The sequence below is a fragment of the Anaeromyxobacter sp. SG17 genome (assembly GCF_022690695.1).
Taxonomy (GTDB): domain Bacteria; phylum Myxococcota; class Myxococcia; order Myxococcales; family Anaeromyxobacteraceae; genus Anaeromyxobacter; species Anaeromyxobacter soli.
Map to the genome: position 1 here is coordinate 17,743 of NZ_JALCYX010000017.1, position 25,796 is coordinate 43,538.

Consider the following 25,796-nt stretch of genomic DNA (forward strand, 5'->3'; position numbering starts at 1 on the left):
CGCGAATCTAGAGAAGGACCGCGGGCTCGTCAAGAGGGTATGCGACCCGTTCGGCGAGTCGCGTGCCGCCCACGACCGGCGCCGCGGCGGCGCACGATCTTCGCGGAACAGGGCCCACGAACGGCCCGCCGCGTGAGCGAGCAGCGTCGAGGCCGCCGGCGCGCCGAGGGCCGGACCGCGCAGCTATACTCCGGTCCGTGACGACGCCTCTCGCCTCCTGCGGCCGGCTCGCCGGCATGCCCGCCGGCCGGGCGCTCGCCCCCGCAGCGGTGGCGCGATGACCGCCGGCGGCCTCGCGCGCGAGCGGTTCGCCGCGGTGATGGCGCGCGATCCCATCCCGCTCGATCTGGCGGCGCTCGCCATCGCGGCGGAGGAGTACCCACACCTCGACGAGGCGGCGTACCTCGCTCGGCTCGACGCGCTCGCGGCGCGGGTCGTCGCCCGCTCGCCGGCTCCCGCCCGCGCCGCCTCGCTGCTCCGCGCGCTCCGCGAGGTGCTCGCGGGGGAAGAGGGGATGCACGGGGGGCCGGCGGATTACGACGACCCGCGCAGCTCGTTTTTGAACGAGGTGCTCGACCGCCGCGTCGGCCTGCCGATCACGCTGTCCGTCGTGTACATGGAGGTCGGGCGCCGCGCAGGGGTCTCGCTCGACGGCGTCGGGATGCCGGGCCACTTCCTCGTGCGCTACCTCTCGCCCTCGGGGGCCGAGATCTTCGTGGACGCCTTCCACGGCGGGGAGATGCTCTCCGCCGACGACTGCCTGTCCCGCTACCGCGAGCGCACCGGGCGCGACCTCGATCGGCGCCTGCTCGGTCCGTCCACGCCGGGCCAGATCGTGCTGCGCATGCTGGGGAACCTGCGCCGCCTCTACGCCGCCCGGAAGGACGACCTCCGCGCCTGGTGGGTGCTCGACCGGATCCTGCTCGCCGCGCCGAGCCAGCTCGCGGCGCTCCGGGATCGCGGCCTCGCCGCGGCCCGGCTCGGAGCGGGCCGCTCGGCGGCGCGCGACCTCGAGACGTACCTCGCGCGCGCCCCTGACGCCCAGGACTCCGACTCGGTCCGCGCGACGCTGGCTCAGCTCCACGACGGGCCGGAGCTCGCGAACTGAGCAGGCCGCCGGCTGCGGCTTTCGCTCAGCGCTCGCCGCCGCTCTTCGGATCACCCGGCGGTGCCGCGTCGGCGGCGCGCGCCGGAGGTCCGGCCTCGAGGCGCCGCAGCCGGAGCCGCTCGACGGGCTCGCCGCCCACGAGGTGGCGCTCGACGATCTCCGCGACGTCCGCGACCGAGACGTGGCCGTACCAGACGCCCTCCGGGTACACGACGATCGACGGGCCGAAGGCGCAGGCGTCGAGGCAGCCGGCGGCGTTCGCGCGGATCTGCTTGTCGAGCCCGCGGCGCTTGAGCTCCTCCTTCAGCGCCTGGCGGATCGCGGGCGAGCCCTTGCGCCCGCACGAGCCGCGCGGATCGTCCTCGGCCCGCACGTTCTCGCAAACGAAGACGTGGTGGCGGAAGCGCATGCGGTTTTCCTAGCGCCGCGGGCGCCCGCCCGCACGCGAGTCGCTACGGCTCGCGCGCGACGATCTGACCGCGCGGCACGACCAGCAGCGCGCCTCCCGAGACGCAGAGGTCGTCCCCCACGAGGTGCCCGGAGGCCTCGCTCGCGAGGTACAGGCACGCGTGCACGACGTCCGCGATCTCGCCGACGCGCCGGTTCGGGAGGGCGCCGGCGATCGCCGCGCCGACGTCCTTCAGCTCCGCCTCCGCCATGGGCGTACGCACCCAGCCCGGGGAGACCAGGTTCACCCGGGTGCGCGGCGCGAGCTCCACCGCGAGGCTCATCGCGAGCGACTGGAGCGCGCCCTTCGTCGCCGCGTAGTGGCCGTGGCGCGCCTCGCCACGCTGGCCGGCGGTGGAGCCGATGAACACGACGTTGCCGCGGCCGTTCCGCCCCAGGTACGGCGTCGCCTCGCGCACGAGGTAGAACGCGCTGAACACGTTGACGCGGAAGATCTCCTCGAGCTGCGGTCCGGCGATCCGGTCGATGGGGCCCTCGTTCCAGATCGCGGCCGAGTGCACGATCTGGTCGAGCCCGCCGAGCGCCTTCACCGTGGCGTCGACCAGGTGGACGCAGCCGGCCTCGGTGCCGAGCTCGGCCCCGATCGCCACCGCGCGCCCGGGGTAGCGGGCCGCGAGCGCCTCCGCGGCCGCGCGGTTCGAGCGGTAGTGGACGGCGACCTTCATGCCCTGCGCGAGGAACGCCTCGGCGACGCCGAGGCCGATGCCGGACGAGGCGCCCGTGACGAGCGCGCAGCGCCCTGCGAGATCCGAGTAGCTCACCTGCACGCTCAACGCTGCCTCCGCTTCGCGCCGCGCCGGGCCGCCGGCACGGTCGCCTCGGGCGCCGTCCAGCGCGCGCCGTCGAGGACGTCCAGGATCTGCACGAACGAGGCGATCGACAGCGGCCACCGCGGCGTGTCCACGTCGGCCACGTGGCGCCGCGTCACGGCCTTCGCCGAGATCACCGCGAGCCGCTCGCGGTACTCCTTCGAGATGTACGTGCCGTACTCGGCCCAGACCCCCACGGCGCCGCACGCCTGGGCGACCGGCATGTCCTTCTTCGGGTTGTCGCCGACGTAGAGCACCTCGGTCCCCTCGAGCCCGAAGTCGCCGAGGACCCGGCGCAGCCCCGCCGGGCTGGGCTTCTCCGCCGCGCGCGGCAGCTCCACGACCACGGTCTTCTTGGAACGGTAGGCCCCGGCCGCGTCCTTGCGGCGGATCTCGGGGTCGACGTTCTCGGGCAGGTCATAGCCCTTGAGCGCGTAGACCGCGTCGAAGAGACCGTCCAGCTCGAGCATCTGGATGCGCAGCTCGAGCGCGTTCCGCGGCGCGTCGGAGAGGGCGATGACCTTGAGCCCCCGCGCGCGGATCTTCTCGAGCGTCTCGCGGACGTGAGGGTAGGGGTGCAGGTAGCGCCGGCGCGCCTCGGCGAACGCGCGCCGCGCGGGGCGGATGACGAGCGCGTCGAACGAGTCGAAGTCCGCCTCGTACGGCCGGAAGAGCGACGACTCCTGGATCGCGAACGGGTACTCGTTCGACTCGTGGCGGGTATAGACCGCCTTCAGGGACTGGACGATCTCGATGCGGGGGCGGCCCGTGGTCTGCTCGAGCGAGGCGACCATGGCCTCGAGGCTCGGGACGATGTAGTCGACCCATGGGTAGAGCGTGTTGTCGAGGTCGGTGACGACGGCCTTCATGCGCGGCACGCGCGCATCGTAGCCGGTGGGTCCGCCACCCGCCACGCCCGTGTGCCGACGTGGGCGTGGGTGCGCCGCGCGCTGCGGGCGGGCGCCGCGGGCGGGCAGGGTGTAGATTCGGCGGCGATGGCCCCGACCGATCGCTTCGAGATCATCGCGCCGCTGCCGTCCTCCTCCGGGTTCCGTCGCGCCCTCGCCGTGGACCGCTCAGGGCCGCCCCGCGCGGTCGTGCTCGCGTTCGCCCCGGCGCGCGTCGCCGACGATCCGGTCCGACTCGCGGCGCTCGCGCGCGACGCCGAGGCCGCGGCGCGCGTGCGGCACCCGAACGTCGTGCCGGTCGACGGCCTCGAGACGGTGGGGGGCGCCGTCGCGGTGGTCGAGCCGCACCGGCCCGGTCCTTCGCTCCGCGACCTCCTCGACGCCGCCGGGCGGCTCCCTCCGGACGTGGCCGCCCGCGTCGTCGCCGACGCCTGTGCCGGGCTCGCGCGCGTCCACGCGCTCGATCCCGGCGATGGTCGCCCACTCGCGCACGGCGCGCTCTCCGCCGAGCGGCTCGTCGTCGCCGCGGACGGAGCGACGGTGCTCACCGGCCTCGGCGCCGGGCTCGGAGAGGAGACGGCCGCGGACGTGCGCGCGCTCGCCGCGATCCTGCACGAGTGCCTCGTCGGCGAGCCCCCTCAGGCGCCGCCGCGGCCGCTCGACGCTCCCGGCATCCCGCCCGCGCTGGCGGCGGTCGTCGATCTCGCGCTCGGCGCGACGGGGGGACAGCCGCTGCGCTCGGCGGGCGTGCTGGGCGAGGCGATCGCGGCCGCGCTGCCGCTCGCGCCCCGCGAGGCGGTGGCGGCCTACGCCGAGGCCATCCTCCCGGCGGACGAGGGCGAGCGCGCGGCGCTCGCGCGCCTCGTCGCGCGAGCCACGGGAGAGGACGCCGAGGCCGATCTCGCCGTCGAGCTGCTGGAGGACGGCGAGCCGGCCATCGCGGCGGCCACCCCGACCGCGACCCCGACCCCGACCCCGACCGCGAGCCCGAGCCCGAGCCCGAGCCCGACCGCGATGGCTACGGGCAACCCGGTCGGAACGGAGACCCCGGCCTCCTCGGTGAACCCGCTCCTGCCGGAGCAAACGTCTCTGCCGGTGCAGCCGGTCCCGACCACGACCCCCGTCCCGGCAGGACCGCGCGAGGCGGCTCTTCCTGAATGGTTCGCTCCCGCCGCGGCCGAGGCGCGCGGTGGCTCGGTGCTCCCTGAGCCCGTCGTCATCCCCGCGCGCGTCGCGCCTCAGGCGCCCGCGCCCGCCCTCGCGCCGGCGCCGGTACAGGTCCCGCGTCCTGCGGATCCGTTCTCGCCGCAGCCGGTCGCCTCGGGCGGAGTGGCTGCTCCTTCGCCGGACACGGTGTCCACGTTCCCCGCGCCCGTCGCCGCAGCGCCGCGGCGCTCGCGGGCCCCGCTCGCGATCGCCGCGCTGTGCCTTCTCGTCGGCTTCGGCGGGGGCTTCGTCGCCACCCGCGGCAGGATCCTCCCCGACCTCGTCCGCGCGGACGTCGCCGGACGCGAGCGCGCCCAGGCAGCCGAGGCCCGCCCCGAAGCGCCCGCAGCGGGCGGCGTGGCGCCGGCGAGGCCCGCCTCCACGGCGCCCGCGGAGGACGCCGGAGCTCCGCCCAGGGCTGCCGCGGCGGAGCCTGCTGCGGCCGCGCCGGCGAAGCCGGCGAAGAAGGCGCCGCCCCGTCGCGTCGTCGCCGCTGCTCCGTCGGCAGGGAAGGGGTTCCTCGTCGTGACCGCGCCGGCGGAGGCCGAGGTCCTCGTCGACGGAAAGCGCGTCGGTATGGGCGACGTGCGGCGCGAGGTCGACGTCGGCGCCCACCGCGTCGAGGTCCGGCTCGGCGGCGCCAGCGTGGCCGAGCGGTTCTCGATCTCGCGGGGCGAGACCTGGACCTACGACGTGACGCCCACCGTCAAGTAGCCGCCGGCGCCCGGACGAGGCTCCGCCCCGCGACGGCGCCGGGGCCGTCGCGCGAGGGTGAGCGTGAGCGGCATCCGTCTCTAGTGGTCGTGCCCTTCCGGCCCGTGGGCGTGACCGTGCTCCCGCTCCTCTTCGGTCGCCTCGCGGACGTCACGGATCGTGATGTCGAAGTAGAGCGTCTTGCCGGCGAGCGGGTGGTTCAGGTCGATCAGGATCTTGTCGCCCCGGACCTCCCGGATCACGAACGGGACGGGCTCGCCGTCCTCGCCTTCCGCCGTGAGCTCCATCCCGGGCTGGGGCTGGAAATCCGGCGGGAAGGCGGTGCGGTCGACCTCCTGGACGCCGCGCGCGTCGTGCTCGCCGTAGCCGTCCTTGGGCGGCACGGTCACCTGCTTGCGATCGCCGGCGGACAGCCCCTCGAGCGCCGACTCGAGGCCGGGCACGATCTGCCCCTCGCCGTGGAGATAGGTGAGGGGCTCGGCAGGCTCGGAGGCGTCGATGATCTTCCCGTCGCCGAGGTGGAGCGAGTAGTCGATGCCGACGACGGTTCCGTTCGAGATCTTCATGGCTCGAAAGATAACGCGCCGGCCGTCCCCGCGAACGGGTACGGCCGGCGCGCAGTCCGGGATTCGCAGCCGTGCCTGCTGACCCGGGAGGCGACTGGTGCCGCATGTCGACCTTTGCAGTCGACGTGCCGGTGGCAACCCGCGTGTGCGGGAAACGGCGCAAGGCCTGGAAATCCGTGGGCTCGGCTGGGTGGCCTCGGCCGCGGACTCCCCCGGGGATCGCTCGGGGAGAGCGAAACGCCTGCGCTTCCGCGCTTCCGCCTCGAAAGCTTTGCGACCGCCCGCGCGGCTACCAGTAACCCCAGCGGCGCCGGAGGACCCACTCGACGGCGAGCACGCCCGCCAGGGCGGCGAGGTACCACCAGCGATCCCACACTGGCACCGACTTGCGCCGGCCGATCTCGACCACCTCGGGATCCGCGAGCTTCAGGTCGGGGAGGCGGCCGCCCGGGAGGGCCGAGAACGCGCCGCCCGTGGCCTCCGCGAGCGCCGAGAGCAGCTCCGGGCGCGGCGCCGCGTCGGAGTCCTCCGGGCCGGAGCCGCGCACCGCCACCGCGCCGGTCGCGACCTCGCCGTCCCGGCCGTGCGCGACGATCTTGTAGGCGCCGGGGCCCGGCGCGACGAGCTCCACGCGCGCGACGCCGTCCTCCCCCGCCACCGCCTCGCCTCGCGCGACGCTCCGGCCGTCGTCGTCGACGAGCTCCGCCGCGACGCGGTCGCCGGCGGCGGGCCCGAAGTCCGGTCGCCGGGAGGTGACCGCGATCCCGACCGGCGCCCCGGGCTCGACGGCGGGTGCATCGGGCTCGACCTGCAGGGGCGCGAGGCCCGGATCGCGCACGAGCCAGCGCAGGGCCTGGTTCCAGAAGCGCAGGTACGCGCGGTTCCCCTGGCCCGACTCGGCGGCGAGGAACCCCCAGCGCCAGGTCGCGTCGGTCGCGACCGCGAGCGTGCGGCCCTCGCCGACCTCGCGCACCGCGACGAGCGGCGCGGGGCGGCCCTCGACGAGGACCGCGGGCGCCTCGAGCAGGACCGACGCGCCGGCGCCGGGCGCCAGCGCGTGCGTGAGGTTCACCGCGGTGACGGGCGGCAACCCGCGCCAGACCCCCTCGTTCGCGGCGTCGCCCGGGGCGAGGCTCGTCACGGGGTGGCGCTTCCCCTCCGAGGTGAGCCGGGGCGCGATCTCGCCCTCCGCCATCGACGAGCCGTCGATCGGCGCGACGGGGAGGATCTCGGCGAGCGCCGTCTCGCCGTAGCGCCCGTCGCCGAAGCTCTGCTCGCCGCCGACCATGGCGAGCGCGCCGCCCCCGCGCACGTACTCGCGGAGCGCGGGCAGGAAGCGCTCGATCTCGAGCCCGCGGTACGGGGCGTAGGCGAAGTTCACGAAGACCACCGCGTCGAACGTCCGGAGCTGCTCCCCGAAGATCTCCGCCACCGGAAACGGGATGAGCGACAGGTCCTGCTGCGGCCCCGCGTCGTCGGCGTTCGAGCGGAGGATGAAGAAGCTCACGAGATCGACGTTGGGATCCTGCTTGAGCAGGCCGCGCAGGAAGCGCACGTCCCAGCTCGGCCGCCCTGCGACGAGCAGCACGCGGACGCGGTCCCGGATGACGCGCAGCACGAAGGAGCGCGCGTTGTTCTCGACGACCGCCTCGCCCGGGAACACCGGGGCCGCGACGGTGAAGACGAAGGTCCCCGTCGCGTCCGGCGCGAAGGAGAGCGGGACGGTGTAGCGGTCTCGGCCCCGTTCGAGGCGGACGGTGGCCGAGGCGACGACCGCCCCCTCGCGGCGCAGGACGAGCCGGACCTCCTCGTCGGAGAAGCCGCGCGCGCGGAGCGTCACGTCGACCGTGACGGTGTTCCGGACGAACGCGAACTCGTCGACCGCGACGCGCTCGATGGCGAGATCCTTGGGCGCCCCGCGCCCGACCGCGACGGCGTTCACCGGGATCCCGAGCGCGCGCGCCTTGGCGCGGGCCTCCGGGCCCACGCCCTCCGAGAGCGCGGCGTTGTCCGCTCCGTCCGACACCACGAGCAGGCCGGCGAGCCGCCGCGTCGAGCCGCTCGCGCCCGAGGCGACCGCGTCGAGTGCCCCGAGGAGGTCCGTCCGGCCCGCGCGCCCGGGGACGCCGCGCGCGGCCTCCGCCGGATCCACCGGCGCGACGTCCGCGCCGAACGTGTACCACTCGAGGTCCACGCGGTCCGAGAGCCGCTCGAGATCGGCGCGGTGCGCGGCGAGGAACGCCCCGGCCGCCGCCGCGCGGGGCTCGCCGTCCCGCTCCACCGGGAAGTTCATCGAGCGTGAAGCGTCGAGGAGGACGGCGAAGCGGTTGCGGACCCGCGCGGTCTGGAGGAGCTCGACGGCGGGCTCGAGCAGGAGGAACAGCGCGAGGACCGCCGCGAGGGCGCGGAGCGCGACGAGGGCTGCGCGCCGGGCGCGGCGCGCCTCGGAGCGCAGCCCCCGCAGCGCGAGGACCACGGCGCCGGCCGCGGCGAGCGCGGCCAGGGCGATCGCCCAGGTCGGCAGCGGCGTGAGCGCGGTGAGCCGCCAGGCGTTGTACCCGCCGTCCACGCTAGCTCCGCCTGCGGAGGATGAACGGGAGGTGCACGGCGTCGTCCTTGTAGTCCGTGCAGAGCGCGTACATCGCGAGGTTCACGCCGATGCGCAGCGCCGTCTCGCGCTGCGCCTCGCCGCCGGGCGTGCACGGATACTCCCAGTCGCCGAGCTCCGTGCGGGCCCATGCGCCGCCGAGATCGTTCTGCGAGTAGACCACCGCGAGGCGCCCGTCGAGCGTCTGCGCCTCGACCCAGGGCTTCACGAGCACGCGGCCGCCCTGGCGATCGAGGAGGTAGAACGTCTTGTTGAGGACGTGCTCGCGCGGCACGGGCGCGAGCGGGGAGGCGGGGAGCACCCGCGCGAGCTCACGGCGGACGGAGGCGTCGAACGGACCGGCCTCGGTGCCGTCGGCGGAGTCCACGACGAGGAATCCGCCGTACTGCAGGTGGCGGCGGAGGGCGGCGCGCTCGGCGTCGGTGAAGGGCGGGAGCGGCCCCGCCCCGGCGAGGTAGAGCCACGGCCAGCGGTGGAGCCCGGGATCGGAGAGCCGCACCGCGGCCGGTGCGCTCGCCGTCTCGATGGACGTCCGCCGCGCGAGCTCCCACCCGAGGCGGCGCAGCGCGGACGGTCGCGGGTTCCAGCTGCCGCCGTGCTGCACCTGGGCGAGGACGAGCTTCGAGGCGTCGGAGAACGCGCGAGCGCGCCGGGGGAGGGCGGCGAGGGTGGCGGCGGCCGCCGCCGCGGCGAGGAACGTGCGGCGTGGGATACGGGTCGGGCCGGGCATCGATCTCGCGCAGATCTTAGGCGGAAACCGGCGCGGGCGCCCGCGGAATCCCGGGCACGGGCGCCAGGTTGGCGCGCGCTCCACCCGCTGCTAGGGTGTGCGCCGTGTCGGTGCTCAAGAGCGTCCTCGACCTCGCAGCGCGCGCCGTCGCGGCCGCGGCCGACCTGGGCCGCCTCGCGGAGCTGCTGCGCGACCGAGGGTTCGCGGTCGCGCTCGCGGCGGGGCTCCTCGGTCTCGCGGCGCTCACGGTCGCGGCGCGGTTCCCGCGCGGGCTGGCCGCGGCGGGCGGGGCGGTCCTCGCCGCCCTCGCCGCGTACGCGCTCCGCGGCGCGATAGCGGCGCACCTCGGGATCTCGCTCGCCGTGGCCGCGCCCGTCCTCGCCGTCGTCGCGGGCGCCGCCTGCGCGCTGGTCCCGCTCGCGTTCCCCGCCGCCGTGGGCGCGCTGCCCGGGCTGCTGCTCGGCCTCCACGCGCCCATCGCCGGCCGCGCCGAGCTGGGCGCGGCGATCGGCGCGCTCGTCGCCGGGCTGGTCGGGCTGCTCTTCGCCCGGTTGGTGGCGGTCGGCTTCGCCTCCGCCGTGGGCGGCCTCCTGGTGGGCGCCGCCGCGGTCGCGCTCGGAGGAGCCCGCCCCCTCGCGCGAGAGCTCGTCACGCACCCGCTCGCGATCGTGGCCCTCGCCCTCGTGCTCGCCGTCGCGGGCGCCGCCTACCAGCTCGCCCACGGGGTCGCGCCGGCGCGCGCCCCGCGCCCGCCGCCAGCCGCCTGAGCGACGACGCTCGCGATCGCCTCCCGGCGCGGCGAGTCACGCCCGGCCACGCGGGGCGTCCGGCTCAGGACGTCGCTCGCTCGGGCCGGGCGCCGGCCGCCGGCTCGAGGGGCGCGATCGCGGCCATCAGTCCTCGGGCGGGCCGAGCAGCTCGAAGTCCGGGATCTCCGCGCGCAGGTAGTCCCGCAGCCGGGCCGTGAGCTTCGCCTCGATCTGGCGCGCCCGCTCGCGGGTGAGCTTGAAGCGATCGCCGATCTCCTGGAGCGTCAGGGGCGGCTCTCCGTCGGGGGGCAGGAGGCGCCGGTCGAAGATGTAGCGCTCCTTCTCGTCCTTGATGGTCTGCGAGAACGACTGGAGCTTCTCGCGGAAGATCCGGCGGAGCTGCTCGTCGCCGATCTGCTCGTCGGGAGCGCTCGCGCCGTCGAGCGCCAGGCGATCGAGGCGGGTCTGGCGCGCGTCGTCCTCGTCGCTGCGGAGGGGGGCGTCGAGCGAGACGTCCTCGCTCGACATCCGCGCGGTCATCTCGAGGACGTCCTTCTCCTCGACGTCGAGGTTCTTCGCGAGGAGGCGGGGAGTGGGATCGATGCCGCGGGCGAGGAGCTTCTCGCGCTCCTTGGACAGGTTGAAGAAGAGCTTGCGCTGGGCCTGGGTGGTGCCGAGCTTCACCATCCGCCAGTTCTCCATGAGGAACCGGATGATGTACGCGCGGATCCACCACGCCGCGTAGGACGAGAGCTTCACGCCCTTCCACGGGTCGTACTTCTTGACGGCCTGCATGAGGCCCATGTTCCCCTCCTGGACGAGGTCCAGGACCTGGAACGCGGTGCGGCGGTACTCGTGCGCGATCTTCACCACGAGGCGGAGGTTCGAGGCGACGAGGCGATAGGCGGCGTCGACGTCGCCCGTCTCGCGGTACCGCACCGCGAGCGCGTGCTCCTCCTCGCGCGAGAGCACCGGGTGGCGCGAGATCTCCGCCATGTACGCGCGGAGCGGGTCGTAGCGGACGAGCCCGCCCGCCCCGGCCTCGCGCTCGGCGCGCGAGGGCAGGCGTGGGAGCGGCCGGGAGGTGGCCTCGTCGTCGCGCGTGGGCTTCGCCATCGGGGTTTCGGGCGCGGCCAGGCAGGAATGCCGGCGCGCGCCCGTCGTTGTGTTATATGAGGTGCGGCGCCGCGTGCAAGAACTGCGGCGCCGGCACCGGCGCGTGGCGGGTCTTCGCGGAACGGCGCGGGTTCCGGTCCTCCCTCAGGACCGAGGCCGACGCGGTCCCTAGCGAGATGCCGCCATGCGCCGCTCACGAGCCGCGCCCGACTCGGTCGAGGCGCGAGCAGGAGTCTACGCATGGAGAACCCCGCCGCCGGGGCGCCAGAGCTGGCGCCCTCCGACTACGTCTCACAGGCCTCCTTCGACGAGCTCGGGCTCTCGGAGGCGGTCCGCCGCGCGATCGCCGAGCGAGGCTACGAGCGGCCGACCCCGGTGCAGGCCGCGACCTACCGGCCCGTCCGCGACGGCAAGGACGTGATCGTCCGGTCGAAGACCGGCACCGGCAAGACCGCCGCCTTCGCGATCCCCATCCTCGAGCGCGTGCCGGAGGGCCGGCGCAAGCCCTCCGCGCTCGTGATGTGCCCGACGCGCGAACTCGCCATCCAGGTGGCCGAGGAGTTCACCGCGCTCGCGAAGCACAGGGACCTGTCGGTCGTCGCGGTGTACGGCGGCGCGTCGATGGGCGACCAGCTCCAGAAGCTCGAGGCCGGCGCCGAGATCGTCGTCGGGACCCCGGGCCGCATCTACGATCACATCCGGCGCCGCACGCTCAAGCTCGACGACGCGATGGTCTGCTGCCTCGACGAGGCGGACGAGATGCTGAACATGGGGTTCTTCGAGGAGGTGACGCGCATCCTCGACAACCTCCCCCAGGACTGTCAGCAGCTGCTCTTCTCGGCGACGGTCCCGGCCGACATCGAGCAGATCATCCACGACTACCTCACCGAGCCGGAGACCATCCTCCTCTCGGGCGACGAGTACTCGGTCGAGAACATCCACAACGTGATGTACCCGGCGGTGGACGCGTACCCGAAGCCGCGCAACCTCCTCTACATGATCGAGACGGAGGAGCCCGAGACGGCGATCGTCTTCTGCAACACGCGCAACGACACCTCGCTCGTGGCGGCCGTCCTGAACCGGAACGGCTACGACGCGGAGCTCCTGAACGGCGATCTGCCTCAGAAGGAGCGCGAGCGGGTGATGGCGAAGGTGAAGCGGGGCGAGGTCCGCTTCATGGTCGCGACCGACATCGCGGCGCGCGGCATCGACATCTCGGACCTCTCGCACGTCATCAACTACTCGCTGCCCGAGGATCCCGCGGTGTTCCTCCACCGGGTGGGCCGCACCGGGCGCATCGGCAAGAAGGGCACGAGCCTCTCGATCGTGTCGGGCGCCGAGATCCACACGCTCACGGTGCTCCAGAAGAAGTACGGGATCACCTTCGAGGAGAAGAAGCTGCCCACGCCCGACGAGGCGCGGCGCCGCTGGACGGACCGCCACGTCGCGGAGCTGAAGGACAACATGAGCGCGTCGATCTTCGAGGCGTTCATCCCGCTCGCGCAGGAGCTCAAGAACCGCCCGGACGGCGAGTACCTCACGGCCTTCGCGCTCAAGTACTTCTTCACGCACCACCGCATGGAGCGGGCCCAGGATCGCGAGAAGGCGGAGCACAAGCGCGAGGAGCACGAGCGCCGCGAGAAGGCCGAGCCGCGCGAGAAGGCCGAGCCGCGCGAGAAGGCCGAGCCGCGCGAGGCCCGCGGGCGCGACCGCGGACATCGCGGCGAGCGGTCGGAGCGGTCCGGGCGCTCGGAGCGCTCGGAGCGCTCGGAGCGTCCGCGTCGCGAGCGCCGCGAGGTGGTCGAGGCGGTCGCGCCGGCTGGCGAGGCGGACGGCAAGACGCGCGAGGTGGCCGCGACGACCGTGGACGCGGGCTCGCCCGCGCCCCGCGAGGGCAGCCGCCGCACCTCGCGCGGACGCGGTGACCGCCCGCGCGAGCCGTCCGTCGAGGGTGACGCCCCCGCGCCGGAGGGTGGCGCGGAGGGGAGCCTCGCCGGGGGGGCGGGGAGCGAGGACGCGGCGAGGCCGCCGCGCGCGAAGATCTTCCTCTCGCTCGGCGAGCAGGACGGCGCCGACGAGGGCCGCGTGCGCGAGGCCCTGTCCACCTTCGCGCCCGGCGTCGAGCCGCGGTCCGTCGAGGTCCGCCGCACGCACAGCTACGTCGAGGTCGCGCCCGAGGCGCTCGAAGGCGCGGTGGCGGCGCTGCACGGCAAGGAGTGGAGCGGGAAGACGCTCACGGCCGAGCGCGCCCGGCGCCGTCGCCGCTGAAGGCCGCCCCACGCCGCCGCGCGACGCGAGGACCTCCTCGCGCGCGGCGGCGTGCGCTCGCGGTGATTCTCCGGTCGACGGGGCCGGGGGGCCTCACGACGCGCCGCGTCTCGGCTTCGCCGGACGAGAGGCAGGCGATCGCACGCTGCGCGTCGTAGGATGCAGCCTCATTGCCACGCAGGGGAGGCGCGATGGCCCTGTCTACCACCCCCGAGCTCCTTCGCGAGCTCGCGGTCCTCTACAACCGCGTCGCGGAGCTCGAGCGGGCCGGCGGCCTGCGGCCCGGCGAGGGCGCTCCCGAGGGCCTGCAACGGCAGGTCGGAGATCTCGACACGGGGCTCCACGCGGCGGTGGCGGCGTTCTCGGACGATCTGCTCGGCGTGCTCACGCCCGCCGGCGACATCCTCTACGTGAACGACGCCGTCGAGCGGATCGCGGGCTACCGGCCGGACGAGGTGATCGGGAAGAACGCCTGGTCGTTCGTGAGCGAGGAGGACCTCGCGAGCCTCGCGAGCGCACGCTCGACGCCGCTCGACGACGCCATCCCGATCGAGGTCAGGGTCCGCTGCGCCGACGGCCGGCTGCGCTGGCTCGAGTTCTCGGCGCGCCCCTGGCCGCGCGAGAACCCGGTCTACATCATCGCCTGCTGGCGCGACCGGGAAGGACGGCGCGCGGCGGCCGAGGGCGGCGAGGACGCGCTGCGCCTCGACGCCGAGCTCCGCCGCGCCGCGGCGCTCGCCCGCGTGAGCCAGCTCGCGCTCGGGCTCCCGTCCGTGCAGGATCTCCTGGACGCGGCCGCGTCGCTCGCCCCGAGCGCCCTCCAGCTCTCGGCGGGCGCGTACCTCGAGCCGGAGGGAGGCGGCCTCGCCGTCCGCGCCTCCGCCGGCGTCTCGGTCCCGCGCGGCCACGCCGTCCCGGTCGTGATGACGCTCGCCGGCCTCGCGCGCGCGGGCGGCTCGCCGGTCCACAGCTCCGACGTGGTCCGCGACGGCCGCCTCGCGGACTCGCTCCTCGCCGCCGCCGGCGCCGGCGCCGCGCTCGCCGTCCCCGTGCGCGGGAAGGAGCGCGCCCACGGGGTCCTCCTCGTCGCCGGCCGCTCGCCGCGCCACTTCGCCTCGGACGAGATCCACTTCCTCGAGACGGTCGCGAACGTGGTGGCGACCTCCATCGACGCGCGCGCCGCGCAGGAGGCGCTCCGCGTGCGCGAGCGGCTCGCCCGCGCCGTCTTCGACCACGCGCGCGACGGGCTCGCCATCGTCGACCGCGAGGGGCGCTTCGTCGACGCGAACGCGGCGGTGGAGCGGATCCTCGGCGCGACGTTCGAGGCGCTGCGGGGGCACCGGCCCTCGGAGGTCGCCCGCACCGAGCTCGACCTCGCGGCGCGCACGCCGCGCCAGGGCGAGGCCACGGTCACGACGCCGAGCGACACCCGGCTCGTCGAGTGGGACGTGGTGCCCGACATCCAGCCCGGGGTGGCGCTCGCGGTGCTCCGCGACGTCACCTCGCGACGCGAGGTCCAGACCCGCCTCGCCCTCGCGGACCGGCTCATCTCGGTCGGCGCGCTCGCGGCGGGCGTGGCGCACGAGCTCAACACGCCGCTCGCGTACGTCGCCGCGAACCTCGAGTACCTCGCGGGCGCGGTCCCCCCGCTCGTCGCGGACCGCCCGAGCGCGGAGATCCGCGAGGCGCTCCAGGAGTCGGTGGAGGGGGTGGAGCGGCTGGGCCTCATCCTGCAGGACCTCCGCACGTTCATGCGCGCCGCGAGCGGCGCCGACGACGGCCCGGCGGACCTCGAGGCCGTGCTCCGCTCCTCGGTGGCCATGACCTGGAACGAGATCCGGCACCGGGCGCGGCTCGAGAAGGACGTCCGCCGCGTGCCCGCGGTGCAGGGCAGCCCGGCGCGCCTCGCGCAGGTGTTCGTGAACCTGCTCGCCAACGCGGCCCAGGCCATCCCGGAGGGAGACGCGCAGTCTCACGTCATCCGCATCTCCGCCCGGGAGCTGCCCGGCCGGAACGTCGCCGTCGAGGTGGCCGACACCGGCGCCGGGATCCCGCCCGCGGTCCTCCCGCGGATCTTCGAGCCGTTCTTCACGACGAAGCCGGCGGGGCAGGGCACCGGCCTCGGCCTCAGCATCTGCCGCAGCATCGTGCAGGGCCTGGGCGGGCAGCTCGAGGTGAAGAGCACCCCGGGCAGCGGCGCCACCTTCCGGGTGGTCCTGCCGGCGGCCGAGACGGCGCCGTCGGCGTCCGTCACGGCGGGCCGCGCCGCGGCGCCGCCCCCGGTCGCGCGGAGCCGCGTGCTGGTGGTGGACGACGAGCGGCTGGTGGCGGCGTCGCTCCGGCGCGTGCTCGCGGCCGATCACGACGTGACGGTCGTGGCGTCGGCCCGCACGGCGCTCCGGCTCGTCGAGCGGGGGGAGCGGTTCGACGCGGTGCTCACGGACCTCGTCATGCCGGACATGACCGGCCTCGAGCTGCACCGCCAGCTCCTCGCGATCGCGCCCGAGCTGGACGGCCGCGTGCTGTTCATGACCGCGGGCGCGTTCACCGACGAGGCCAGGCGGGCGACGGAGATCGAGCCGGAGGCGTGCCTCGAGAAGCCGGTGCGCCTCGACGTGCTCCGCGGCGCGCTGGCGCGCGTGCTCGCGCGGCGCGAGTGAGGGGCCCCCCGCCAGTCATCTCAGCGGGAGGGGCCCCGCGCAACGCGCGGGGAGGGGCGAAGCCGCTCCCGGCGGGGAACGGTCGCGAACCCGCGAAGCGGGCGCGACCGTTCACGGGCCCCGCCGAGCCGGGGTGGGGTCCCCACCGGCTGGCCCGCGGGGGCCGGGGCGCAGTCCCCCGGAGAGGGACACAGTTCAGCGCGACCGGCCCCGCGAGCTGGGCCCGCAGCGGCGCGATCTTCTCGCGGTAGTCCGGCAGCCACGCCGCCTGGACGGGCGCTTCGCGCGGGACCTGGATCTGCATCGGGTTCATGTACCTCCCGCCGCGCTTGACCGCGTAGTGGAGGTGCGGCCCGGTCGAGAGGCCGGTCGACCCGACGTAGCCGATGATCTGCTTCTGCGAGACCTGCCTCCCCGCCGACACCGCGACCTGCGACATGTGGCAGTAGATGGTCTCGAGCCCGTTGCGGTGGTGCAGGATCACGCTCTTGCCGCAGCCGCCGTTCCAGCCCGCCTGCCGGACAGAGCCGTCGCCCACCGCCCAGATGGGCGTGCCGACCGGCGCGCCGTAGTCGACGCCCTCGTGGGCCCGCGTGTAGCCGAGGACCGGGTGGCGGCGCATCCCGAACGTCGAGGTGACGTGCGCGTACTTGAGCGGTGACTTGAGGAAGCCGCGCCGCGCGCTGTTGCCCTCGTCGTCGAAGTAGCTCGTCTGGCCCGTCGGGTCGGTGTAGCGGAAGAGGCGCTTGCGGCCCGTCGCGGCGCCGTCGTACTCGGCCGCGAGGACGTCCCCGTACCGCAGGAGCTTCCCGTCGGCGTACACCTTCTCGACGAGGATCCGCATCCGGTCGCCGTTCCGGACGTCCTGGTAGAAGTCGACGTCCCAGGCGAGCACGTCCGCGGCGAGCACCGCGAGCCCGGGGTCCTCCTCGGCGCGCGCGAGCGACTCGTAGAGCGACGACTCGATGGTGACCGCCACGCGGGCGACCTCGGTCGTGAGCTCGACCGGGCGCTTCGCGCCCTCGAGCGTGCCGTCCGGGGCCCGCTCGACGATCCACTCATCCGCCGCGCCCTGCCGGTAGCTGAAGCGGTGCAGGTCGCCGTCCGCGGTGCGCTCGATGCGGAGCTGGTCGCCGGGCCGCGCCTTCCGGAAGGGGAAGTGGCCGCGGAGCGCGTCCACCACCTGGTTCACCTCCGCCGCCGCGAGGCGGAGCGAGAACAGCGCCTGGTTCAGGGTCTGGTTCTTCTGCAGCCGCACCGCGACCGTCGTGAAGCGCACCGGCTCGACCGCCGGCGTGGCCTGGGCCGACGGCCCCGGCGCCGGTTCCGCCTGGATGATCGCGGGGTTCGCTTCGGGCGGGACCGCGCGGAGCCGGCCGGCGGCGCCCACCAGGGCGACGGCGAGAATGGTGAGGAAGCCGAGCCCGGCGAGGACGGCGGGGAGACGGCGGCGGCGGGGCAGGTCGTCGGCGCGGTTCTGCATCGGCCGGCAATGTAGCAGCAGGTCCGGCGGATCAGAAATCCCGGTGTTGGGCGTGTGGGAGTGGGTACGTCGGGTGCCGGGCCGCTACCGGGCGGGGAGCGCTGCCGCGCCGCGTCGGAGCGGCCGCCGGCCGGGGTCAGAGCTCCACGCGCCGGTCGCCGTGCTCCTTGCCGTCGAAGCGGAAGAGCGTGCCGCGGCCCTCGATCTTGGAGACGAGGTTCACGGGCCGGCGCCAGAGCGACTGGAGGTGCTTCAGGGTGTCGCGCGCGTAGTCGAGCTTCAGGTCCACCCCGTCGTGCTTGTGCACGAGGAGGAGCTCGCCGCGGTTGTCGAAGTTGCCGTCCTCCACCGCGATCATCGGCTGGCCGAAGTTGGTCAGCATGTGGAGGAGCTTCTCCTTCACCTTCTTGAACTCGCGCTCCATGACCTCCCAGCGCTGGTGCTTGTCGTTGTAGCCGTAGGTGAACAGGCGCTGATCGAGCACGAACTCGAGGGTGAGGAACTCGTCGATGAAGGTGACGTCGTTGTAGTGCTTGCGGACCTCGAAGATCTTCTCGCGGCCGAGGCCGAGCCGCTTGTCCCAGTGCTTGCGCTCCACGAAGGAGTCGCAGTCGTCGTACTCCTTGCCGAAGCGCCCCTTGTTCCAGCGGTCCTCGATGTCGCGCCAGAGCTCCACGCCGAGCTTGTAGGGGTTGAGCTGGCCCGGGTGCGTGGCCAGGGTGCCGGAGTGGTGGTCGGCGTAGTCGATGATCTCCGACGCGTCGAGGGCCTTCTCCGTCATGATCTTGGAGTGCCAGTAGGTGGCCCAGCCCTCGTTCATGATCTTGGTCTGGCCCTGCGGCGCGAAGTAGTACGCCTCCTCGCGGACGATGGAGAGGACGTCGTGCTCCCACCGCTCGAGGGGCGCGTTCTCCAGGAGGAAGAGCAGCACGTCGCGCTCCGGGCGCTCGGGGAACTTGCGCTTGCGGGCGGCCTCCTCGTCGAGCAGCTTCTGCTGCGCCTTCAGGAACTCCGGCGGGTTGATGAACTCCCGCATGTACTCGCGCTCGGACTTGAAGCCCTTCGCGACCTTCCGCTCGCCCTCCTCCTCCGGGTGGTCCGGACGGCGCTTCACGTAGGGTGACTGGTAGTCGATGAGGTTCTCGATCGAGAGGCAGCGATCGATGAAGTCCTCGACCAGCTCCACCCCGAGCTTGTCCTGGTAGCGGCGGACGCGCGTCGCGTGGTTCGCCATCTGGTCCATCATCTTCCGGTTGGTGTGCCGGAACATGAAGTTGTTCTTGAAGAAGTCGACGTGGCCGTAGACGTGGGCCATCACGAGCTTCTGGTCCACGTCCATGTTGGACTCGAGCAGGTACGCGTACGAGGGGTCGTTGTTGATGACCATCTCGTAGATCTTGGAGAGGCCGTACTCGTAGCCCTTCGCGAGCCGCTCGTAGTCCATCCCGAACCGCCAGTGCGGGTAGCGGTTCGGGAAGCCGCCGTAGGCGGCGACCATGTTGATCTCGTCGAAGTTCAGGACCTCGAAGATCGTGTCGAAGAAGTCGAGCCCGTACTCGCGGGCGTAGCCCTCGATGCGCTTGCGGATGTCGTGCAGGTGCGCCGGGAGCTGCGTCTTGCGATCCATGCCGTCCCCTAGTTCCCGGTCCCGAGGAACGTCTTGATGGAGCCGTAGATCCCGTCCTTGTCGGCGATCTCCGAGAGCGCCACGTTGTCGTGCGCGCCGATGGCGTCCTTCAGGTCCTTGATGAACTGGCCGGAGCCGTACGGGCTCTCGACCTGCCCGTACGCGAACAGGTTCACGGCGGGCAGGATGCGGTTCTGGAGCAGGTCCACGCAGAGCCGGGTGTCGTCCGCGCTCCAGTTGTCTCCGTCGGAGAAGTGGAAGGGGTAGACGTTCCAGCTCCCCGGCGAGTACTCGCTCTCGATCATCTCCAGCGCGAGCTTGTACGCGGACGAGATCATCGTCCCGCCCGACTCGCGCGTGTGGAAGAACGTGTCGCGGTCGACCTCGCGCGCGACGGCGTCGTGGATGATGTAGCGGGTCTCGAGGCCCTTGTAGTGCTTGCGCAGCCAGGTGTCGATCCAGAAGGACTCGATGCGGACGATCTCCTTCTGCTCGTCGCCCATCGATCCCGACACGTCCATCATGTAGATGACGACGGCGTTCGTCTCCGGGAGCGGCACCTGCTTCCAGCTCCGGTAGCGCCGGTCCTCGCGCACCGGGACGATGAGCGGCTTCCGCCAGTTGTACGAGCCGCTCGCGATCTGCCGCCGCAGCGCCTGCTTGTAGGTGCGCTTGAAGTGGCGCAGCGACTCGGGCCCGGCCGGCGCGACGCCCGTGTACTTGAGCTTCGTCGCGACGATCCGGTCCTTGCCCTTCGGCTGGATGCGGGGGAGGGAGAGCTCCTCGCCGAGGATGTCGGCGAGCTCCTCGAGCGAGACGTCCACCTCGAGGATGTGCTGCCCCTCGCCCTGGCCGGCCTGCCCGGAGCCGGGCTGCCCGTCCCCGGGCGAGAGCGGATCGCCCGGCTCGCCCTCGCCCTGGCCCACCCCGCCCTGCGACCGCTCGCCGAACACGAAGTGGGGGATGTCGATGGTCGGGACGGGGATGGTGATGAACTCCTTCCCCTTCTTGCCGATCATCTCTCCCTTCTGGACGTACTTCTTCAGGTTCCGCTTGATGCGGCCGCGGATGATGTCGCGGAAGCGGGCGTGGTCCTGCTTGATCTTGAGTGTCATGCGCCGACCACGCTCCTCGCCCGCGCTCCGGGCCCCGCTGCTGGCTAGTCCTTCGCGTCGCCGCGCGCGAAGATCGAGGCGACGTAGTTGAGGACGTCGGTGGAGCAGACCTCGCAGTAGCCGTAGTTCTTGATGAGGCGCTGCTTCACGACGTCGATCTTCTCCTGCGTGTCGCGGTCCACCACCGAGGCGACCAGGTTCTTCAGCTTGATCGAGTCCTTCTGGTCCTCGAAGAGCTTCAGCTCGAGCGCCTTGTGGAGCCGCTCGTTCGTGCGGTAGTTGAAGGTCTTCCCCTCGATCGCGAGCGCGCCGATGTAGTTCATGATCTCGCGGCGGAAGTCGTCCTTCCGGCTGTCCGCGATGTCGATCTTCTCCTCGATCGAGCGCATCAGCCGCTCGTCGGGCTCCTCGTACTGGCCCGTGTACTTGTTGCGGACCTTCTCGCGCTGCGTGTACGCCTTGATGTTGTCGATGTAGTTCGCGCACAGCTTCGTGATCGCGTCCTCGTCGGCGCTGATCGCGCGCTGGACCTCGTTCTTCACGACGTCCTCGTACTCGCGCTTCACGTCGGTGAGGAGGTCCCGGAAGCGCTTGCGCTGCTCCTCGGAGGAGATGAGCGAGTGCTGCCGCAGGCCGGACTCGAGCTCGTTCAGCACCATGAACGGGTTCACGCAGCCGTCGCCCTTGTCGGAGACGAGCGCGTTCGAGATCTTGTCCTGCACGTAGCGCGGGCTGATGCCCTCCATGCCCTCGCGCTGCGCCTCCTTGCGGAGCTCCTTGATGTTGTCCTCGGTGAAGTTCGGCAGCGACTTGCCGTTGTAGAGCTTCAGCTTCTGGACGAGGGTGAGGTTGTGCTTCTTCGGCTCTTCCAGCCGGGTGAGCACGCCCCACATCGCGGCCATCTCGAGCGTGTGCGGGGCGATGTGCTTGCCCCGGATCTTGTGGCTGTTGTAGTCGCGCTCGTAGATCTTCACCTCCTCGTCGAGGCGCGAGATGTACGGGATGTCGATCTTGACGGTGCGATCCCGCAGCGCCTCCATGAACTCGTTCGACTGGAGCTTCTTGTACTCGGGCTCGTTCGTGTGGCCGACGATGACCTCGTCGATGTCGGTCTGGGGGAACTTCTTCGGCTTGATCTTGTGCTCCTGCGTGGCGCCGAGGAGGTCGTAGAGGAACGCCACGTCGAGCTTCAGGATCTCGACGAACTCGATGATGCCGCGGTTCGCGATGTTGAACTCACCGTCGAAGTTGAACGCGCGCGGATCCGAGTCGGAGCCGTACTCGGCGATCTTCCGGTAGTTGATGTCGCCGGTGAGCTCGGTCGAGTCCTGGTTCTTCTCGTCCTTCGGCTGGAACGTGCCGACGCCGACGCGATCCTTCTCGGAGAGGATGAGCCGCCGCACGCGCACGTGCGTCATCACCTTCTCCCAGTCGCCCTTGTACTCCGTCATCAGCTCCTTGAAGACGAAGCGGCAGGCCGGGCAGAGGTCGCCCGTGTCCGGGATGGTGAAGCCGGCCTCCGGCGGGGAGAGCTCCGCGTAGACCTTCGCGCGCCACTCGTGGGGCACGAGGTGCAGCGGCTCCTCGTGCATCGGGCAGGGCATGAGCTCGCGGCGCTTCACCCCGTCGAGGTTCGTGCGCTCGATGTCCCACGCGTAGGTGTAGACCGCGCCCTCCGGGCTCCTGGAGTACGCCTCGAGCCCCTTCTTGAGCAGGCGCGCGATGGTCGACTTGGACGAGCCGACCGGGCCGTGCAGGAGGATGACGCGCTTCTCCGTCCCGTACATCTGCGCCGCGCTCTTGAAGACGTTCACGAGCTTCATGAGCGGGATGTCGAGCCCGTAGATCGCGTCCTTCCCGCCGAACATGGGGTCGGTGAAGAAGTCGTAGCGGATGAGCTTCTTCTTGTTGTCGATGTACTCGGTCTTCCCGTGCGACAGGATCATGTCGTAGACGCGCTGGAACGCGGTCCGCGTGACCTTCGGGTTCTGCCGCACGATGGCGAGGTACTCCTCGAAGGAGCCCTCCCAGTGCTGCTCCGAGTACCCCTCGCGATCCTGGAGCGCGGCGATCCGCGACACCCAGCCCGTCTGCGTCACTTCTCGGACGTCTCGCATGCGTGCCCTCGAGCTTGCGCCGCCCGAGTTGCGGCGGCTCAAGGGAGCATAAGGTCCGGCGAGGCGCGCTGCAGAGACGCAGGGCCCCGCGCGCGCCGAGGACTCCCGGGTGGGGAGCGGCCGCGCGCGCTCAGCGCGCGCCGCGCTTGAAGAACTCCACCTGCCAGCGCTGCACGGCCGCGTTGTGGCAGGCGAGGTCGGGGCAGAAGACGTGCGAGCCGTCGTTGCGCGAGACGAAGTAGAGATCCTTGCACTGCGCGGGCGCGAGGACCGCGCGGAGCGCTGCGGCTCCCGCGCTGGCGATCGGCCCGGGGGGCAGGCCCGCGGTCGTGTACGTGTTGTACGGATGGGGCGTGAGGAGGTCCGCGCGGGTGATGTTCTTCGACCATCGCCCCGTCCGGAGCATCGTCGCGTACATCACGGTGGGGTCCGTCTGGAGCGGCATCCCGATGCGCAGCCGGTTCAGGAACACGCACGCGATCCGCGGCCGCTCGTCCACGCGTCCGGTCTCCTTCTCGACGATGGAGGCGAGCGTCGCGACGCGCCCCTCGTCGAGCGCGATCCCGGGGGCCCGGAGCGCGTCCGCCTTCCGGTACTCGTCGTCGAAGCGAGCGACCATCGCCTCGGCGATGGCGCGCGCCGAGGACCCCCTCGCGAAGCTGTACGTGTCGGGGAAGAGGAACCCTTCCAGGCTGGCGTACGGCACGCCCAGCGCCCGCGCGACCGCCGGGTCGCGTGCCACGGCGAGGAACTCGGCCTCGCTCGCCAGCCCGCTGCGGGCCACGATCGTCGCGATCTCCTCGGCGCGGAGCCCCTCGGGCACGGTGAACCGGTACAGCTTCACCTCGCCGCGGAAGACGCGCTCGATGACCTCGTCGGGCCGGAGCGGCCCCGCGAACGCGTACTCGCCGGCGCGGAAGCTGCGCCGGTCCCGCTTCACGAACCGAAAATAGCGCCACGCCACCCGCTCGTCGGACAGCACCCCCGCCTGCGCCAGCGCGCGGATCACGGCGCGCGCGCTCGACCCGGGGGGCACCACGACGACCTTCTCGTCGGGGCCGCCGTACGGCGTCTCGCGGAAGACGGTCACGTCGCGCCAGGCGAGGGCCGCCACCACGGCGGCGGCGACGAGCGCGACGAGGACGACGGCGAGGACGAACCGCTTCAAGCCTGCCTCCGATCGAGCCAGCCCTGCAGGATGATCGCCGCCGCCTCGGCGTCGACGCGCGCGCGGACGTCCCGCGACGAGAACCCCTGGTCGCGGAGCCTCGACTCGGCCTCGAACGAGGAGAGCCGCTCGTCGAAGAGCTCGACCGGCACGGCGGACGCGCGCCCGAGCTCCGCGGCGAACGCCCGCGCGTGGCGGGCCCCCGAGCCTTCGGTCCCGTCCATGTTGAGCGGGAGCCCGACGACTGCGGCCTCGACCTCCCACTCCCGCATGGCGGCGAGGATGGCGGAGAGGTCGGCTTCGCGCGATCGGTGCTGGACGACGGAGAGCGGCCGCGCAGTGCGGAGCACGTCGTCGGCGAGGGCGAGGCCGATCCGGGCGCGGCCCAGGTCCAGGCCGAGGTAGCGCATCGCGCGGAATCTAGGCGCCGACCGGGCGTGCCGTAAAGGCCGGAGCGCGGCCGAGGGGAACGCGGCGCGGACCCGCGAGGTGCGTGGAAGTGCGCGGAACCACGGCGCAGCGGGGTGGCACGCGCCGCGCTGTGGGGGGCGACGCCGGCGCGCTCCTGACCCCGCCGGCCCCAGGAAAGGATCTCACACATGATCTCCGCCGCCAGCTCCGGCTCCGCCCCGTCCGCCGCGCCCGTCTTGACCCCACCGCGGGAGGAGGCGCGGTCCTCCTCGCTGCACGCCGCGGCCGGCGCCGCCGTGCGCGGCCTCGCCGAGCTCGCGATCGAGACCCTGGTCCCCCAGGCCGCCCGGACCACGAAGGCGAAGCGCACGAGGAGCTCCGCCGCGCGGCGGTCCACCGCCTCGCGCTCCTCGAGCGCGGGCTACGCGAAGAAGACGTCCAGCTCCACGGCGTCGTCGAGGTCGTCGTCCTCGAAGACGACGGCGGGCGACCCGTTCGCCTTCCTCGACGACCCTAGGCTCTCGCTCGAGGAGAAGCTGATGCGCCTCCTCGCGCAGCTCAACGCCCGGTACGAGGAGGAGATGAAGCAGCACCTGGACGTCCTCGCGGGCAGGTCGTCCTCCGCGAGCAAGTCCGGGTCCACGGGCGGGACCTCCGGGACGAAGAAGAAGAAGGGCGGGATCTTCGGCGCGCTCGCGTCGGTGGTGAAGAAGATCGTCCCCGGCGCGGGCCAGCTCGTCGACATCCTGAAGGACAAGACCTTCCAGGCCGCGCTGAAGAAGCTCGGCGGGCCGGTGCTCGCGGCGGGCGCCACCGCCCTCGGGTTCCCCGCGCTCGCGCCGGTGCTGATGAAGATCGGGCCCGACCTCGCGAGCGGCGCCGTCGACCTCGCGAAGGCCCTCGACGCCGAGATCAAGTCGTCGAGCGGAGGCTCAACCGCGTCGGGGTCGTCGAGCACGGCGGACGGCGAGAGCTCGCTCTCCCAGGGCGAGCAGCAGCTCGAGCTCATGAAGCTCCAGCAGCTCCAGGAGAAGCAGAAGGAGATGTTCAACCTCGTGTCCTCGATCTTCCGCATGCAGCACGAGACCCGGTCCTCCATCATCGGGAACCTCCGCTAGGAGCCGCGCCATGAACGTCATCGAGGGAACGGAGCAGGGGAGGACGCTCGCGGAGCTGCAGGGGATCCCGCCGGACGTCGGCGACGCCATCGCCTGCCTCGCGGAGGCGGAGCTCGAGGCGGGGCGGGTGGAGACCGCGCGCGCGATCCTCGAAGGGCTCGTCGTCACGAACCACGAGGACGCGGGCGCGTGGGCGCTCCTCTCCCAGGCTCACAGGCGCCTCGGCCAGCCGCTCGCCGCGCGGTTCTGCGCCGAGGTGGCGACGAAGCTCGCCCCGGCCGATGCGTTCGTCCGGCTGACGCGCGCCGAGAGCCTGCTCGCGACGCCCGGTGCCGACAGGGCGGAGGCGTGCGCGGAGCTGCGTGCGGTCGCCAGCGACGTCGAGGTGGGGGAGCGGGCCAGGGCGCTGCTGGGCGCGCTCTCGCAGTGAAGGGCGGCCTCCGCCCCGGGACCTCCAGAGTCCACTTCCTGGCGGCGGATCCGGAGCGCGTTCGCTTGACGATTCGCGGGTGTTTCGGGGATATTTCGCGCCCAGGCTGGGGGGTCCGCGCCACCCTGCCGCCCGGACCGACGGTCGGTCCGGTGACAGGACGAAGGAAGAGAAGCGATGGCGATCGGCACCGTGAAGTGGTTCAACGACGCGAAGGGCTACGGGTTCATCTCGCAGGAGGGCGGGGAGGACGTCTTCGTCCACCACAGCGCCATCGAGATGGACGGGTTTCGCACCCTGAAGGAGGGTGAGCGCGTCGAGTTCGACGTGACCCAGGGCCCCAAGGGGCTTCAGGCAGCCAACGTCCGGAGGCAGTAAGACCGGGCCTCCTGCGACGATCGAGCGGCCTCGGGTCAC

The 25,796-nt window shown here is 72.9% G+C and carries 21 protein-coding genes; 8 read left to right on the plus strand and 13 right to left on the minus strand.

Annotated elements, in window-relative coordinates:
- Positions 1 to 277 precede the first annotated feature (277 nt).
- The gene (locus MNY60_RS08980) at positions 278 to 1,108 is read left to right on the plus strand and encodes a SirB1 family protein (RefSeq protein WP_242354539.1); all 831 of its coding nucleotides are present in this window, start codon (positions 278 to 280) and stop codon (positions 1,106 to 1,108) included.
- A 25-nt stretch (positions 1,109 to 1,133) separates the two neighbouring features.
- On the opposite strand, the gene MNY60_RS08985 is transcribed toward MNY60_RS08980, so the two are convergent.
- From MNY60_RS08985 to MNY60_RS08995, 3 genes are read right to left on the minus strand one after another with little or no spacing between them, the layout of a single operon-like run.
- Positions 1,134 to 1,517 (minus strand): ferredoxin, encoded by a 384-nt coding sequence (locus tag MNY60_RS08985; protein WP_242336595.1) that lies wholly within the window; start codon positions 1,515 to 1,517, stop codon positions 1,134 to 1,136.
- A 43-nt stretch (positions 1,518 to 1,560) separates the two neighbouring features.
- Positions 1,561 to 2,343, minus strand: a complete 783-nt coding sequence (locus MNY60_RS08990; RefSeq protein WP_242354687.1) for an SDR family NAD(P)-dependent oxidoreductase — start codon at positions 2,341 to 2,343, stop codon at positions 1,561 to 1,563.
- A 2-nt stretch (positions 2,344 to 2,345) separates the two neighbouring features.
- On the minus strand, positions 2,346 to 3,254 hold the full coding sequence (locus MNY60_RS08995; protein WP_242360478.1) for an HAD family hydrolase: 909 nt from the start codon (positions 3,252 to 3,254) through the stop codon (positions 2,346 to 2,348).
- A 126-nt stretch (positions 3,255 to 3,380) separates the two neighbouring features.
- On the opposite strand from MNY60_RS08995, the gene MNY60_RS09000 reads away from it, so the two are divergent.
- Positions 3,381 to 5,213: a PEGA domain-containing protein gene (locus MNY60_RS09000; RefSeq protein ID WP_242360458.1), complete on the plus strand. Its 1,833-nt coding sequence runs from the start codon at positions 3,381 to 3,383 to the stop codon at positions 5,211 to 5,213.
- 80 nt (positions 5,214 to 5,293) lie between these two features.
- On the opposite strand, the gene MNY60_RS09005 is transcribed toward MNY60_RS09000, so the two are convergent.
- The 3 genes from MNY60_RS09005 to MNY60_RS09015 form a co-directional block, all read right to left on the minus strand.
- Positions 5,294 to 5,779 carry a peptidylprolyl isomerase gene (locus MNY60_RS09005; protein ID WP_242336589.1) on the minus strand — a complete coding sequence of 162 codons (486 nt, stop codon included), beginning with the start codon at positions 5,777 to 5,779 and terminating at the stop codon, positions 5,294 to 5,296.
- A gap of 289 nt (positions 5,780 to 6,068) precedes the next feature.
- Complete coding sequence (locus MNY60_RS09010; protein WP_242354553.1) at positions 6,069 to 8,348, minus strand: glutamine amidotransferase; 2,280 nt, start codon at positions 8,346 to 8,348, stop codon at positions 6,069 to 6,071.
- A 1-nt stretch (position 8,349) separates the two neighbouring features.
- The gene (locus MNY60_RS09015) at positions 8,350 to 9,117 is read right to left on the minus strand and encodes a DUF4159 domain-containing protein (protein WP_242336583.1); all 768 of its coding nucleotides are present in this window, start codon (positions 9,115 to 9,117) and stop codon (positions 8,350 to 8,352) included.
- A gap of 104 nt (positions 9,118 to 9,221) precedes the next feature.
- Between MNY60_RS09015 and MNY60_RS09020 the strand changes: the two genes are divergently transcribed.
- Positions 9,222 to 9,884: a hypothetical protein gene (locus tag MNY60_RS09020; protein WP_242354555.1), complete on the plus strand. Its 663-nt coding sequence runs from the start codon at positions 9,222 to 9,224 to the stop codon at positions 9,882 to 9,884.
- Positions 9,885 to 10,010: 126 nt separating this feature from the next.
- On the opposite strand, the gene MNY60_RS09025 is transcribed toward MNY60_RS09020, so the two are convergent.
- Positions 10,011 to 10,982, minus strand: a complete 972-nt coding sequence (locus MNY60_RS09025) for an RNA polymerase sigma factor RpoD/SigA (protein WP_242336576.1) — start codon at positions 10,980 to 10,982, stop codon at positions 10,011 to 10,013.
- Positions 10,983 to 11,222: 240 nt separating this feature from the next.
- Between MNY60_RS09025 and MNY60_RS09030 the strand changes: the two genes are divergently transcribed.
- Together MNY60_RS09030 and MNY60_RS09035 are read left to right on the plus strand one after the other, a co-directional pair.
- Entirely contained in the window at positions 11,223 to 13,250 is a 2,028-nt protein-coding gene (locus MNY60_RS09030; protein ID WP_242360459.1) for a DEAD/DEAH box helicase, read from the plus strand.
- A gap of 191 nt (positions 13,251 to 13,441) precedes the next feature.
- Positions 13,442 to 15,910, plus strand: a complete 2,469-nt coding sequence (locus MNY60_RS09035; RefSeq protein ID WP_242336570.1) for a PAS domain S-box protein — start codon at positions 13,442 to 13,444, stop codon at positions 15,908 to 15,910.
- Here the strand turns inward: MNY60_RS09035 and MNY60_RS09040 are convergent.
- From MNY60_RS09040 to ruvX, 6 genes are all read right to left on the minus strand, one after another.
- A complete protein-coding gene (locus tag MNY60_RS09040) occupies positions 15,795 to 17,393 on the minus strand; it encodes a M23 family metallopeptidase (RefSeq protein WP_242360460.1) in 1,599 nt (532 codons plus the stop codon). The two genes, MNY60_RS09035 and MNY60_RS09040, sit on opposite strands and share 116 nt — an antisense overlap.
- A 136-nt stretch (positions 17,394 to 17,529) precedes the next feature.
- The gene (locus tag MNY60_RS09045) at positions 17,530 to 19,020 is read right to left on the minus strand and encodes a SpoVR family protein (RefSeq protein WP_242336564.1); all 1,491 of its coding nucleotides are present in this window, start codon (positions 19,018 to 19,020) and stop codon (positions 17,530 to 17,532) included.
- Between the two features lie 8 nt (positions 19,021 to 19,028).
- Positions 19,029 to 20,135, minus strand: a complete 1,107-nt coding sequence (locus MNY60_RS09050; RefSeq protein ID WP_242336561.1) for a DUF444 family protein — start codon at positions 20,133 to 20,135, stop codon at positions 19,029 to 19,031.
- A 44-nt stretch (positions 20,136 to 20,179) separates the two neighbouring features.
- Positions 20,180 to 22,252: a PrkA family serine protein kinase gene (locus MNY60_RS09055; protein ID WP_242360461.1), complete on the minus strand. Its 2,073-nt coding sequence runs from the start codon at positions 22,250 to 22,252 to the stop codon at positions 20,180 to 20,182.
- A 130-nt stretch (positions 22,253 to 22,382) separates the two neighbouring features.
- Positions 22,383 to 23,420 carry an endolytic transglycosylase MltG gene (gene mltG, locus MNY60_RS09060; RefSeq protein ID WP_242360462.1) on the minus strand — a complete coding sequence of 346 codons (1,038 nt, stop codon included), beginning with the start codon at positions 23,418 to 23,420 and terminating at the stop codon, positions 22,383 to 22,385.
- Positions 23,417 to 23,830, minus strand: a complete 414-nt coding sequence (gene ruvX, locus MNY60_RS09065; protein ID WP_242360463.1) for a Holliday junction resolvase RuvX — start codon at positions 23,828 to 23,830, stop codon at positions 23,417 to 23,419. The genes mltG and ruvX overlap by 4 nt, the downstream gene beginning before the upstream one ends.
- Before the next feature lie 189 nt (positions 23,831 to 24,019).
- Between ruvX and MNY60_RS09070 the strand changes: the two genes are divergently transcribed.
- The 3 genes from MNY60_RS09070 (at position 24,020) to MNY60_RS09080 (ending at position 25,757) form a co-directional block, all read left to right on the plus strand.
- Positions 24,020 to 24,949, plus strand: coding sequence for a hypothetical protein (locus MNY60_RS09070; RefSeq protein WP_242360464.1), 930 nt, complete (start codon positions 24,020 to 24,022; stop codon positions 24,947 to 24,949).
- A 10-nt stretch (positions 24,950 to 24,959) separates the two neighbouring features.
- Positions 24,960 to 25,379, plus strand: a complete 420-nt coding sequence (locus MNY60_RS09075; protein ID WP_242360465.1) for a hypothetical protein — start codon at positions 24,960 to 24,962, stop codon at positions 25,377 to 25,379.
- Between the two features lie 177 nt (positions 25,380 to 25,556).
- Positions 25,557 to 25,757 (plus strand): cold-shock protein, encoded by a 201-nt coding sequence (locus MNY60_RS09080; RefSeq protein WP_242336545.1) that lies wholly within the window; start codon positions 25,557 to 25,559, stop codon positions 25,755 to 25,757.
- The last annotated feature ends 39 nt before the right edge of the window (positions 25,758 to 25,796 follow it).

Coding starts and splice junctions, on each gene's coding strand:
- MNY60_RS08980 (WP_242354539.1), top strand. CDS start 278: ATGACCGCCGGCGGCCTCGCGCGCGAGCGGTTCGCCGCGGTGATGGCG.
- MNY60_RS08985 (WP_242336595.1), bottom strand. CDS start 1,517: ATGCGCTTCCGCCACCACGTCTTCGTTTGCGAGAACGTGCGGGCCGAG.
- MNY60_RS08995 (WP_242360478.1), bottom strand. CDS start 3,254: ATGAAGGCCGTCGTCACCGACCTCGACAACACGCTCTACCCATGGGTC.
- MNY60_RS09000 (WP_242360458.1), top strand. CDS start 3,381: ATGGCCCCGACCGATCGCTTCGAGATCATCGCGCCGCTGCCGTCCTCC.
- MNY60_RS09005 (WP_242336589.1), bottom strand. CDS start 5,779: ATGAAGATCTCGAACGGAACCGTCGTCGGCATCGACTACTCGCTCCAC.
- MNY60_RS09015 (WP_242336583.1), bottom strand. CDS start 9,117: ATGCCCGGCCCGACCCGTATCCCACGCCGCACGTTCCTCGCCGCGGCG.
- MNY60_RS09025 (WP_242336576.1), bottom strand. CDS start 10,982: ATGGCGAAGCCCACGCGCGACGACGAGGCCACCTCCCGGCCGCTCCCA.
- MNY60_RS09030 (WP_242360459.1), top strand. CDS start 11,223: ATGGAGAACCCCGCCGCCGGGGCGCCAGAGCTGGCGCCCTCCGACTAC.
- MNY60_RS09035 (WP_242336570.1), top strand. CDS start 13,442: ATGGCCCTGTCTACCACCCCCGAGCTCCTTCGCGAGCTCGCGGTCCTC.
- MNY60_RS09040 (WP_242360460.1), bottom strand. CDS start 17,393: ATGCAGAACCGCGCCGACGACCTGCCCCGCCGCCGCCGTCTCCCCGCC.
- MNY60_RS09045 (WP_242336564.1), bottom strand. CDS start 19,020: ATGGATCGCAAGACGCAGCTCCCGGCGCACCTGCACGACATCCGCAAG.
- MNY60_RS09050 (WP_242336561.1), bottom strand. CDS start 20,135: ATGACACTCAAGATCAAGCAGGACCACGCCCGCTTCCGCGACATCATC.
- MNY60_RS09055 (WP_242360461.1), bottom strand. CDS start 22,252: ATGCGAGACGTCCGAGAAGTGACGCAGACGGGCTGGGTGTCGCGGATC.
- ruvX (WP_242360463.1), bottom strand. CDS start 23,830: ATGCGCTACCTCGGCCTGGACCTGGGCCGCGCCCGGATCGGCCTCGCC.
- MNY60_RS09070 (WP_242360464.1), top strand. CDS start 24,020: ATGATCTCCGCCGCCAGCTCCGGCTCCGCCCCGTCCGCCGCGCCCGTC.
- MNY60_RS09075 (WP_242360465.1), top strand. CDS start 24,960: ATGAACGTCATCGAGGGAACGGAGCAGGGGAGGACGCTCGCGGAGCTG.
- MNY60_RS09080 (WP_242336545.1), top strand. CDS start 25,557: ATGGCGATCGGCACCGTGAAGTGGTTCAACGACGCGAAGGGCTACGGG.